The organism is Nissabacter archeti, assembly GCF_018257325.1.
Taxonomy (GTDB): domain Bacteria; phylum Pseudomonadota; class Gammaproteobacteria; order Enterobacterales; family Enterobacteriaceae; genus Chimaeribacter; species Chimaeribacter arupi.
Genome location: NZ_JAERKB010000010.1, coordinates 47,140 through 60,833, shown reverse-complemented (window position 1 = coordinate 60,833; position 13,694 = coordinate 47,140). Strand labels below are relative to the sequence as shown.

At 64.6% G+C, this 13,694-nt stretch carries 2 protein-coding genes; both read left to right on the top strand.

The features are described from left to right. Window positions 1-551 precede the first annotated feature (551 nt). Window positions 552-6,107 (top strand): Ig-like domain-containing protein, encoded by a 5,556-nt coding sequence (locus JK232_RS15115; RefSeq protein ID WP_212589358.1) that lies wholly within the window; start codon window positions 552-554, stop codon window positions 6,105-6,107. 604 nt (window positions 6,108-6,711) lie between these two features. Then, window positions 6,712-13,137 carry an Ig-like domain-containing protein gene (locus JK232_RS15110; RefSeq protein WP_212589357.1) on the top strand — a complete coding sequence of 2,142 codons (6,426 nt, stop codon included), beginning with the start codon at window positions 6,712-6,714 and terminating at the stop codon, window positions 13,135-13,137. Window positions 13,138-13,694: the final 557 nt, after the last annotated feature.

The following is a 13,694-nucleotide window of genomic DNA, read 5'->3' as shown; positions in this document are numbered from 1 at the left end:
AAACAGCAGATGAAATGACGGTTTATTTTGTACGCCGTTAATAGGCGCTGGGTTATTTGCGATTCAGCTCCCATAATGAATAAAATCGCCGGGCGGAAGTTGCAGGCTATTTAATCTGCCAGGAAATAAGCCTATTATTTAACCTGATTTTAACAATAGCTAAATTTGTTAAAACCGGGGCGGGTGACAATGCCAGGCGCGGGGCGGCCTGTAACGCCCTGTTTTTGTATGTAACCCCCCATCTCTTTGAGCATAAAGGTTATTTCTGCCCGGCGTGTGCAGTGAAAAACAGAACAGATAAGCAGGGCTGAAAAGGAAATTCAACGCGGTGGTTATTTAAAAAACATTGCTTATCAATACACAGGAATAATGCACAGGAAAATAACCGTTTTCATAGGGTGATTTTTTATTCAGGTTCGCTCATTAAAAAGAGGTACGCCTTGCCGGGCAGGGTGTACAGATAATTTTCCATCTTCTTTTTGCCTCCGAATGAAATAAGCGGGGGCGTTCAGGATGGAATGTAGTCGGTTTTTTTAAATAAGAGGCAGCCTATGAAAAATAACCCAGAACTTTCCCGTTATTCCGGCGCGTCAGACATGAGCCGCGCCGGGGTGGTGGCCGCCACCGCGAGCAGCGCGCTGGCCGTCCCGGTGCTGGCCATCAACCCGCTGGTGCCGGACAACGTCATTAACTTTGCCGAAGCTGAACAGGATATTGTTGTCAGCGGCACCTCCTCGCTGGAGAGCGCGCTGGTCACCGTAACCCTCGGCAGCCAGACCTTTACCGCCCAGACCGGGGCCGGGGGCGACTGGCAGTTCACCATCCCGGCGCATACCCTCAGCGCCCGTGACGGCAGCTTCCCGGACGGCACCTACCCGCTGGTTGCCGAAGCCGCGGATGGCGACGGCAACCCTGTTTCCGCCACACGGGAACTGCGGATCAACGCCGACCCCGCCTCACTCCCCTCGTTAAGCGGCGGGCTGGACAATATCCTGACGGGTGCGGAGCACCAGGTCGCGCAGGCGATTTACGGCACTGCCCAGAACGTGGAAGCCGGGCAGGTGGTGACCGTCAGCCTGAATGAAAAAAGCTACACCGCCGTGGTGCAGGCCGACGGCAGCTGGAGCCTGATTATCCCGGCGGCGGACATCGCCGCGCTGCCCAACGGGGCCAATATCCTGCTGGCCGACGTCACTGACAGCGCCGGTAACCCGGCGGAAACGGTGATCAACCGTTTTGCGGTGGAAGACTCGCTGGACGGCATCGCCATCGACACCCTTGCCGGGGATAACCGCCTCAATGCGCAGGAGGCGCAAAGCGATCTGACAGTGCAGGGGGCCTCCAGCAATCTGGCGCAGGGCACGCCCGTGACCCTGACGCTGAACGGCCAGAGCTACAGCGGCACCGTGGCGGCTGATGGCCGCTGGCAGGCCACCGTGCCCGCCGCCGACCTTCAGGCGTTGTCCGATGGGCCGGTCACGGCAGAAGTCACCACCGTTAACGCCGCCGGTGACCCGCTGACGGACAGCCTGACCCTGGGCGTCTACGCCGGTGCGCTGCCGCAGATCTCTATCGATTTCCCCATTTCAATCAACGCTGAGCGCGCCCAGCAGGATCAGGTCCTGTCCGGCACCGCCCAAGTCAACGGGCTTAACCCGGTTGTCAGCGTCACCCTCGACGGCCAGACCTACCAGGGGCCGGTGGGCAGCGACGGCACCTGGCGCGTCACGCTGCCTGCCGGTGTCCTGCAAACCCTGAATGACGGCAACTACCCGCTGACCGCCACCGTGACCGATATGGCGGGCAACAGCCGCAGCGCCACCAGCCAGCTGGAGGTGGATGTCACCGCGCCAACGCTGACCTTCGACCCGGTCACCGGGGACGACACGCTGGACCGCGCGGAGCTGCTGGCGGGCATCACCCTTACCGGCCACAGTGACGAACTGGGCACCAGTGTCTTCGTTACCTTCAACGGCAATAACTATTATGGCTCTGTGGACGGCGACGGGCTGTGGAACGTGGTGCTCTCCCCGGCGGCGCTGAACGGCCTCGCGCCGGGCAGCTATACCGTGACGGCCAGGGTGGGCGATGGGTTCCTTAATGAAACCCTCGTGAGCCGTGAAATCACCGTTGCAGAGACCGACCTGCCGCGGCTGATCATTGACCCGTTCACCGGTGACAGCGAGCTGAACAGCGCCGAACGCGGCGTGGCGCAGGAGCTGACCGGCACCACCACCAACGTGGAGGCGGGGCAGACCATCACCGTCACCTTTAACGACAACACCTACACCACCACGGTGGAGGCGGACGGCAGCTGGCGGCTGATTGTGCCGCAGGCCGACCTGGCTGAACTGGGTGTGGTGCGCCCGCGCTATGACCTCACCGCCACTGTCAGCAACGCCGGGGGCGAGAGCGTCACCGCCACCGAAGAGGTGACGGTGGTCACCGGCCGCACGGCAGTGGCCATCGGGATTGTGGCCGGGGATAACCAGCTCGACACCGCCGAAGCCGCCAACAACCTGACGGTCAGCGGCGTGGTGATCGGCGTGCCGGCGGACAACACCGTCACCGTGACGCTGGGCGGCCAGAGCTACACCGCGCTGGTGCAGAGTGATAACACCTGGAGCCTGCAAATCCCGGCCGGGGATCTGGCTGACCTGACCAGCGGCGTCTACACCGTTACCGCCGACGCGCTGGACACCAACACCGTGCCGGTCAGTGACACGCTCACCCTGAGGGTCGCGTTCGATGACTTCCGCCTTGATCCGCTGACCGAAGACAACATCCTGACTGCGGAGGAAACAGCCAACGACGTCGTCATCAGCGGCCATGCGCCGGTGAGCGCGGCGGGCGGCACCGTTGCCGTCACCGCCTTTGAGGACCCGGCCTACCGCTACACCGGCACCGTGGCGGCTGACGGCACCTGGCAGGTGACCGTACCGGCGGGCAGTTTCAGCGGCGTCACTAATGGCGTCTATACCCTGGCGGCAGAACTCACCGCCCCGGACGGCACGCTCACCACCGCCAGCCACAACGTCACCTTTAACACGCAGCCCTTCAGCGGCGGCTTCGTGTTTTACCCCTTTGCCGGGGATGATGTGGTCGATGCCGGGGAGCAGGCGCAGGATCAGATCCTCGACGGCACCTTCTTCCTGGACGACAGCCCCACGGGTGAGGGCGTGGCCGGGCTGGCGGTGACGATCCGGATGACCTCGTTTGACGGCCAGAGCTTTATCTACACCACCACCACCGGCATCGGCGGCTACTGGCAGGTCACGGTTCCGGCGGCCGATCTGGCCCAGTTGCCTGACGGCCGGGTTGACCTCGCCGGCAGCGTCACGGACGGCGCGGGCAACACTATCAGCAATGAAAATGTCTTTGTGGTGCTGGCCGACCCCGGCACCCTCACCATTGACCCGATCGCCGGGGATAACGTGCTGACGCCGGAGGAAGCCGCCGCCGGGCTGGTCATCAGCGGCAGCAGCCACTTTATGGCGATGCCGCTGGATGTGCAGGTGACGATCAACGGCGTGACCCACAGCTTCTCTGATTACAGTGAAGACTGGGCCGTGACCTTCACCCCGCAGGAGCTGGCCGGGCTGCCCGATGGCCCGCTCACCGTCACCGTCACCGCCTACGATCTGGCCGGTAACCTGATCACCGCCACCGCGCCGCTCGCTGTCGAACTGGGCGACCTGCAACCGCTGACCTTCGACCCGTTCGGCGGCAGCGACAACTATCTGGATGAAGATGAGCTGGAGAGCGATCAGCTGCTCAGCGGCCGGGCGGAAAACAGCCCGGCGGGCAGCATCGTGACCCTGACGCTGGGCGGCTTTACCTATCAGGCAGAGGTGCAGGCGGACCACAGCTGGAGCGTGCTGATCCCATCTGCGGATCTGAAAACCCTGCCGAATGACCCGACCACCGACATCCTCGGCAGCATCACCGACGCGGGCGGCAACCTGCTGGCGGTGGGCAGCCACAGCTTCCTGCTCTACCGCACGCCGGGGCAGCTTAACATCGATACCCTGGCCGGTGACGGTACCCTGACCGCTGACGAGGCCAACGCCCCGCTGGTGATTAGCGGCACCATTACCAACGGGCAGGTGGGGGCGGCAGTGACCGTTGACCTGAACGGCCACCTCTACCAGACCACGGTCACGGCCTCTGACGGCAGCTGGAGCGTGACGGTGCCGGTGGCGGATCTGGCGCTGCTGGGCAACACCGACTACTGGGTCTCGGCGACCTCCACCGATCTCAGCGGCAATCAGATAAACGGCCTGAACCTGCTGACGGTGGATCTCTCCGCGCCGGTCATCACCCTCGACCCGATCGCCGGGGATAACATCATCAACGCCGCCGAGGCGGCCGCCGGGGTGGCGATCAGCGGCCAAAGCTCCGAAGCGGGCGGCACGGTCAACCTGTTGCTTAACGGCGTAACGTACCACGCTGCGGTCAATGACGAGGGCCAGTGGCAGGTCACGCTGCCGCGCAGCACGCTGGCCGGGCTTGATGACGGCCGCTATACGCTGACCCTCAGCCAGACCGGCCCCAACGGCCAGACCACCACCCTCACCGAGTCCCTGCTGCTGGACGCCGACCCGGCCAACCGGCCGGTGCTGCGCATCCATAAAATCTCCGGGGATAACGTGCTGAACGGCGCAGAGATCCAGAGCGACCAGATTATCTCCGGCAGCTCGGAGAATGTGGAAAGCGGGCAGACGCTGAGCCTGAAAGTGGGCGGCGTCACCTACACCACCCAGGTGCAGGCGGGCGGCGTCTGGTCGCTGATTGTCCCGGCGGAAGACCTGGCGGCGCTGGGCAACGGCGGTGAAACATTGCGCGCCAGCGTCACGGATACCTCCGGTAACCGCGCCACCGCCAGCCGCACCATCAGCCTCCACAGCCACCGCGACGGCCTGAGCATCGACCCGGTTACCGGTGACAACCTGATCAACGCCACGGAGGCCGGCGGTGCCATCACCCTCACCGGCCATACCGACGGCGTGCCGCGCGGGGCGACGGTGCATTTAACCCTCAATGGTGAACACTACACCGCCAAAGTCGGCCGGGACGGCAGCTGGTCAGCGACCCTCCCGGCGGCGGATGTGGCGGCGCTGGAGGAGGGATGCAACACGCTGAAAGCGAGCGTCAGAGGCGCGGGCTGGCAACGCCTGCACGCCAAAGCGGTGCTGACGGTGGACACCACCGCGCCGGAGCTGGCGTTTAACCCGGTCTCCGGCGATAACCGGATAAGCCACCAGGAGGCGCAGGCGGGCTTTGCGCTGACCGGCAGCGCCGGGATTGCGGCGGCCGGGCTGCTGGTGCTGGTGGTGCTCAACGGCGTGGAGTATCACGCCACGGTGCAGGAGGCGGGGAACTGGGCGGTCGCGATCCCGGCGGAGGCGCTGGCGGAGCAACCGGCCGGGGACTACGCGCTGACAGTGAGCCTGACGGATGTCGCCGGAAACCTGGCCTCGATGACCCATACCGTGACGCTGGAGGCGGCCCCGGATGCCGCTGACAGCGAAGCCGCACGGGCCGTCGCCGGGCAGGCCACCGCAGACAGCGCCGACAGCACCCTGACCACTGCGCTGGTGACGCCGGAGGCAGCGGCAACGGACACGGCAGACGGGACGTACGCCATCGGCGGCCAGACGCTGACCCTGGCGGAGAGCGGCGGCGAAGCGGTGGGCGGCAGCGGCAATGACACCATCCTGCTGAACACGCTGGACTTCCTGCATATCGACGGCGGCAGCGGCACGGATACCCTGTTGCTGGCCGGGACGGATCAGCATCTGGATCTCACCGCGCTCGGGCTGAAGATCGAAAACATCGACATCTTCGACCTCGGCAACGGCAGCAACAGCCTGACGCTGGGGCTGCACGAGATGGAAAGCGTGCGCGACCAGCCGGAAGAGAGCCTGTTTATCCGTGGCGCAGACGGCAGCCGCCTGATGCTTACCGGCGATAACACCTGGGAAACCCACGGCCAGCGCGAGGCAGGCGGCCTGACCTTTGACGTCTACCACGCCACCGGGCTGGAAAGCGCCGAGGCGCTGGGGGATTTGCTGGTACAGCACGGTATTCAGGTGCAGCAGGTATAACAGGCGATTGATTTAACAAAAACAGGTGGCCTGAACCCCTGAAATAAGTGAACGAGGCCGGGGCAACCCGGCCTTATTTATCGGGTTGATTAACCGGCAATCGGAATAACGGCCATAATAGCGCCCTAAAAAGGATAAAATATTCTAATGATTTCTTTGTTATTTTAATGATGCGGCTTTTTATTTTATTCGGCCTTATATGGACGAATATGCGGGCGTTCCCGGAAAAAGGAGAAATATCAAAAAGTCACTGATAACGTTTATTTCCATCCGGTTATTTCTTTTGGTTATGCCGTGTTTACGTAACACGTTTCAGGACTTTTCTTAGATCAATCCCGGTGGGTTTTTCCCATAGACTTCCTGTCAGGCCGGAATATCCGGCCCTTTTATTTTTCTAAAAAACAGTGTTTATCGGTTATTACGATAACCTCAGGCCCTTTTTTGCTTTTTTTGCCCGGCGTTTTATGACGGTATTTCACCAGACTGGAAAACACAGAGAGCCGCCGCAGACGGGGGCTTTTGGATTAATGCACGTTGAGCTGTGGCTCTGCTCCAGGGGCACCCGGCATCAGCGCGTGATGACGATTCCTACAAGAGGCCGTTTATGGCAACCGCAACCTACAACTCCCGTAACGCCGGCAGCCTTATCGCCCCGCTGGCCGCCAGTGACCTGATCATCGACCCCCTCTCCGGTGATAATGCCCTCAATGCCGCCGAAGCAGCACAACCGCTGGTCATCAGCGGCACCACCACCCAGACCGCGCCCGACAGCAGCGTCACGGTGCTGCTGAATGACGTCCCTTACAGCGCCGCGGTGAACGCGGACGGCACCTGGCGCGCCACGGTGCCGGTGGAGGCGGTCAGCGCCTTGCCGGACGGCCCCCAGCCGGTGGTGGCGACCATCACCCTGGCGGACGGCAGCACCCAGCGCACGGAGGCCACGCTGGCCGTGCACGTCACCAACCTGCCGCAGGCGGTGCTGAACCCGCCCGCCACCCTTAACCTGGCGCAGACGCAAAGCGACCAGACGCTGACCGGCAGCACCGGCGTCAGCGGTGACGGCCAGAGCGTGGTGGTTGCGCTGAACGGCCAGACTTACCGCGGGGAGGTGGCGGCCGACGGCAGCTGGAGCGTGACGCTGCCGTCCGGCGCGTTGCAGGCGCTGGCGGAGGGCAGCTACCCGGTGAACGTGACGGTGACCGATGCCGCCGGTAACCTCAGCACCACCGGCGGCAGCCTGGCGCTGGACATCACCGCGCCGCAACTGGCCATCGACCCGGTCACCGGGGATAACCTGCTGAACCAGCGCGATGTGCAGAACGGCATTACCGTCACCGGCCAGTCCGGTGAGGCGGGCAGCACGGTCACGGTGGACTTTAACAACCAGGCTTATACCGCCACGGTGGCCGCAGACGGCACCTGGCGGGTGGCGGTGCCCGCGGCTGACCTGGCCGGCCTGACCGGTGATTATGCCCTGACCGCCACCACCACCGACAGCGCAGGCAACCCGGCCACCGCCCGCCAGACCGTAACGGTGGACAACAGCAACCTGCCGCAACTGGCGATTACCCCGTTCACCGGCGACAACCAGCTCGACAGCGCAGAGCGCGGCGTGGCGCAGGAGCTGAACGGCACCACCACCAACGTGGAAGCCGGGCAGGTGGTGACCGTGACGCTGAATAACCACACCTACCTGGCACCGGTGCAGGCGGACGGCAGCTGGCACCTGATCGTGCCGCAGGCGGATATGTCCCTGTTGCCCACCGGCGCCCTCACGCTCAGTGCCGGCGTGGCGGATGCGGCGGGGAACACCGCCAGCACGCGGGAAACCCTGACGGTGGTGAGCGGCGGGCAGACGGTGGCGATCGACACCCTGGCGGGGGACAATATCCTCAATGCGGCCGAGGCCACCACCGACCTCACCCTCAGCGGCGTGGCGCAGGGGCTGGCGGCCGGTAATACCGTGACGGTCACGCTCAATGGCGTCACTTACACCACCACCCTGACCAGCAACGCCACCATCAACGGCGGCACCACCTGGCGCGCCACCGTCCCGGCGGCCGACCTGGCCGCGCTGGAGGACGGCAGCTACAGCGTGACCGCCGAGGTGCGTAACAGCAGCGGTGGCCTGATCACCTCCACGCAGGATCTGCTGGTGGTGATCAACACCCAGCCGGAGTTGCTGAATAATACGCCGTTCGGCGACGGCTACCTGAACGTGGCCGAAGCGGCCGCCGGGCAGACGCTCTCCGGCTATACCGGCGTCACCGGGGCAGGGCAGAGCGTCACGGTCTCGCTCTCCGGCCGGAACTTTACCGCCACGGTGGAGGAGAGCGGCCTCTGGCGCGCCGCCATCCCGGCGGAGGTGTTGCAGGCGCTGCCCAGCGGGCTGGTTACCTACACCGTCACCGCCAGTGACATCGCCGGGAATACGGTGTCCGGCCCCGGTGCCTTCACCGTGGACTTCACCCCGCCGGGCGTGCACATCAGCCCGCTGACCGCGGACAACATCGTCAATACGGAAGAAGCCGCCAGGGCGCTGACCCTGCAAGGCACCTCCGCCGATGTGCCGATCAACACCACCCTGGGGGCGGCCGTGGTGGTGACGCTGAACGGCGAAACCTACACCACCACCGTGACCGAGGACGGCATCTGGACGATCCCGCTGCCGCGCGGCGCGCTGGCCGGCCTGCCGGACGGCAGTTACCCGATCACCGCCACCATCATTGATGACGCCGGTAACAGCACCTCCGTCACCGGCGCGGTCACGCTGGCCGCCGGGCCGCTCAGCACCCCGGTGATCACCTTCGATGCCTTCGCCGGGGACAATGTGCTCAACAGTGCCGAGCAGAACACCGCCCAGACGCTGAGCGGCCACGCCGACCATGTGGAGGCCGGGCTGCTCGTCACCCTGTCGTTGAACGGCCGCACCTATACTGCGGCGGTGCAGCCGGACGGCAGCTGGAGCACCGCCATCCCGGCCAATGACCTGCGCCTGCTCAGTGACGGCAGCCTGACCGTCAACGCCGCCGTCACCAACAGCGCGGGCAACAGCGCCACCGCCAGCGACACCCTGACGGTTGACCTCAACCGGGGCGGCATCAGCGTGAACCCGCTGGCCGGGGACGGGATGCTGAACGTCGCTGAACAGGCCGCCGGGCTGACCCTCAGCGGCACCACCGCCGGGGTGCCGGAGGGCAGCACCGTGACGGTTATCCTTAACGGCCAGAACTACACCACGCAGACCGACGGGCTGGGCCTCTGGACGCTGACCCTTCCCCCGGAGGCGCTGGCCGGGCTGCCGGACGGCCGCCAGACGGTCAACATCAGCACCCTTGACGCCGACGGCGACCCGGTCTTTACCACCGCGCCGCTTAACGTCTACCTGCACAGCCTGCCGCACCCGACGCTGGATACGCCGTTTGTGGATGGGCGGCTCAATGCCGCCGAGGTGCAGGCCCCGCAGACCCTCACCGGCCACACCGGCCTGACCGGCCCAGGGCAGAGCGTGAGCCTGGCGCTGGGCGGGCTTATCTACACCGGCACGGTGGATGAGAGCGGCGTCTGGCAACTGACCCTGCCGCCCTCTGCGTTCCGCGGGCTGGCGGAAGGCACCACCGCGCTGGATGTGGTGGTGAGCGATCTGGCGGGCAACACCGCGCTTGTCAGCGGGAATGTGCAGGTGGATTTCACCGCGCCGACGCTGGTGGTCAACACCATTGCCGGTGACAACATCGCCAACGCGCGCGAAATGGCGGCGGGCGTCTCCTTAAGCGGCAGCGGCTCGGAAGTGGGCGGCGTAGTGAACGTGACGGTGCTGTTCAACAACATTACCTATGAGGCCACGGTGCGGCCGGGCGGCGGCTGGAGCCTGCGCCTGCCGCCGGGCGCGCTGGTTAACCTGCCGGACGGCCGCTACGACCTCCAGGTGAGCCTGACGGATGCGGCGGGCAATACCGCCACGGAGACCCGGGCCCTGGTGCTGGACGGCAACGCCGCCACCCTGCCGCGCCTGCGGATCGACACCGTCTCCGGGGATAACCGGCTGCACGGGGCTGACCTGTTCAGTGACCAGATCATCACCGGCTCAGCGGACAACGTGGAAACCGGCCAGCGCGTGCAGCTGAAAATCGGCGCGAATACCTACACCACGGTGATTCAGGCGGGTGGGATCTGGTCGGTGACCCTGCCGGCGGAGGATCTGGCGGACCTGAACAGCGGGCGTGTCACCCTGCTCGGGCGCGTGACCGATGCCGCCGGTAACACGGCCACCGCCACCCGCTTTGTGAACGTCAACACTGACCGCGCCGGGCTGAGCATCGATCCGGTCACCGGCGACAACCTGATCAATGCGGCCGAGGCGGGCGCAGCGATTACCCTGAGCGGCCACGCCCTCGGGGTCGCCACCGGTACCGTGGTCAACCTGACGCTGAACGGCCACCGCTACACCGCCAGGGTGGACGCAGAGGGCCACTGGGCGACGGAAATCCCGGCGGCCGATGCGGCGCAGTTCCCTGACGGCATTCTGTCGCTGGTGGCCCGTTCGTCCAGCCTCAGCAGCGGGCAGCTCTACGCCAGCGCCGCGCTGGGTGTGGCAGTGAACACGCTGCCGGCACCCACGGTAAACACGCTGTTTGCCGATGGCCTGCTGGGCCAGGCGGACGCGGCGCAGCCGCTGGGGCAGAGTATCGCCGGGAACACCGGCATAACGGGTAACGGGCAGACGGTGGTGGTCAGTTTGAACGGCCAGCAGATCGCCGCGGTGGTGGAGGCCACCGGGGCCTGGAGCGCCACGCTGCCTGCCGCCTGGCTCACCGCCTTGCCGGACGGGCAGCACAGCGTGACCGTCACGGCCACCGATGCCGCCGGTAACCAGGCGCAGGCCGAAGGCAGCTTCCAGGTGGACTTCACGCCACCGGCGCTGACGCTGGACCCGCTCTCAGGCGATAACGTGCTGCTTAACAGCGACACCAACACCACCATTTCCGGCACCGCCGACCTGGACGCCGTGGGCCAGAAAGCGGTGGTCACGTTGTTTGGCGTGCCGTACCAGGCGGAAGTGCTGTGGGACGGCAGCTGGGCGCTCTACCTCAGCGGCCTGAACCAGATGCCGAACGGCATCTACCCGATCACCGTCAGCGTCGCTGATGCCGCCGGTAACGTCAGCACGCTGGAACAGGAGATCGAGGTGGCGCGCAACCTCGACATCGCCATCACCCGGAATGCGCTGACCGGGGATAATGTGCTGGATGCCGCAGAAGTGCAGGTGGACCAGGTCATCACCGGCAGCACCGTGGGCGTGGAAGCGGGGCAGACCCTGACGCTGCGCTTTAACGGCGTCAATTACACCACCACCGTGGCCTCCGGCGGGGAGTGGCGCGTGGCGATCCCGCAGTCCGCGCTGGCCGGGCTGGAAAACGGCGAGCGGATCGTCATTGAGGCGCGGGTTACCGATATCCACGGCAACCCGGCGGTGCAGAGCCAGGCCGCCACGGTCAACCTTGAACAGGGGGGGCTGGCCTTTAACCCGGTAGCCGGGGACAACACCCTGAATGCTGAAGAAGCCGCTGGGGCCGTGGTGCTCAGCGGCGTCACCGCCAGGGTCGCTGAGGGGGAAACGCTGTCGCTGGCGCTGGACGGCCACGCCTACAGCACCACCGTGGCGGCGGACGGCAGCTGGCGTTTCACCGTGCCCGCCGCGGATGTGGCGCTGCTGCCGGATGGCCAGGTGCCGCTGACCGCCTCGGTCACCGACGTGGACGGCACGCCGATCACCCAGACCATCGACCTCGGCGTGCACATCACCACGCTGCCCGCGCCGACCCTCAATACCCCGTTTGCTGACGGCGCACTGGGCGCGGCGGAAGCCGCAGTGGGGCAGGCGCTCTCCGGCACCACCGGCATCAGCGGTGACGGCCAGCAGGTCAGCGTGGCGGTGGGCGAAAACCGCTACAACGCCATCGTGAACAGCAGCGGCAACTGGACGGTGACGATCCCGGCGGCCGATCTCCAGGCCTTGCCGGAAGGGCGCGCCACCGTCACGGTGACGGCGCAGGATGCGGCAGGCAACAGCCGTGCGGTGTCCGGCACCTTTACCGTGGACTTCACCGCGCCGGAACTTCAGCTTAACCCGGTCACCGGCGACAACCTGATCACCGCGCGCGACGTGCAGAACGGCTTTGCCGTCACCGGCAGCACCACTGCCGCCGCGGCCGGGCTGCTGGTGGCGGTGGTGCTCAACAGCGTCAGCTACCATGCCACGGTACAGGAGAACGGCAACTGGTCGGCGGCAATCCCGGCGCGGGCGCTGGCCGGGCAGCCGAACGGGGAGTACCCGCTGACGGCCAGCCTCACCGACGCGGCGGGCAACGTCACCACGCTCACCAGCCACATCACCCTCGGCACCGCGCCTGCGCCGGCGGCAACAGAGAGCACGGCGGCCCCGGAAGCGGCAACCGTGGCGGCGGCCGGCCATGAGGCCGCGGTGGCCGATCACGCAGGCAGCACGCTGAGTGCCGCGCCTGCCGCTGCTGAGGCGTCCCCGGCGGAGACGGCCTATTCCATCGGCGGGCAGGTTATTGATGTCACCACGCCCGGCAGTGATGTGCAGGGCGGCAGCGGCAATGACCTCTTTACGCTGCACACCACGGAGATCCAGCACCTGGACGGCGGCAGCGGCCTCGACACGCTGCTGCTGGCGGGCACCGATCAGCATCTGGACCTGTCAGCACTCGGGCTGAGTGTGGCGCATATCGAGATCATTGACCTGGGCGAAAGCGGCACCAACAGCCTGCGGCTTGATGAGCGGAGCGCGCAAACCCTGACGGACCAGCCGGACGACAACCTGTTGGTGCGCGGGGCGGCGGGCAGCCAGCTCACGCTGGCAGGCGGCGGCGATGTCTGGGCGGCTGACGGCCAGCGGGTGGTGGACGGCCTGACGTTTGACGTCTACCACAACGGGGCGCTGGAGAGCGGTAATACCCTGGGGGATGTGCTGGTGCAGCACGGTATTCAGGTGCAACAGGCCTGAGTGACACCGCAACGACGCCAAGCCGGGGAAACCCGGCTTTTTTATGCCCGGCGGGCGGGCGGCAAAAGCGGCCCAGCCAAGGCCGGAAAGGCCATAAAAAAAGATAACCAAAACCGATAAATCAATGCCCTGGGCACCCCGCCCGGCCAATGCAGCGCGCGCTGCAAATACGATTCAGTCCGCACAAAAGATAAATTTTCCTGATGTGTCGTGTGCGTGGCTTCAAAAATGATAAAAGTTGTGTTTATTATGTGTGACTTAAGTTAAATTGTGATTCATTGAGTTAAATTTGTTTTAAATCAGCAGATTATTTGGATTATTTATTGTTATAAACCGGTTTATCTGTCTTGATTTTGTAAAAATACCGTTCTGTAATAAATATTTTTTATCCCTTTGATAGATTTTTTTTCAAGCAGACACGGCTTTTGCCACATATACCTAGAGAGCCACTGATTTAAAAAAGTGCTGCTTATCAATAATCAGGGTAACGATAGCTATTTTTGTTTCTATTGCTGTTTTCTTTTTTCCTTGTGCTGTTGCCACACCAGATTGAAAAA

Excerpts from the sequence above, each read along its gene's own strand:
- JK232_RS15115 (WP_212589358.1), top strand. The coding sequence starts at position 552 with ATGAAAAATAACCCAGAACTTTCCCGTTATTCCGGCGCGTCAGACATG.
- JK232_RS15110 (WP_212589357.1), top strand. The coding sequence starts at position 6,712 with ATGGCAACCGCAACCTACAACTCCCGTAACGCCGGCAGCCTTATCGCC.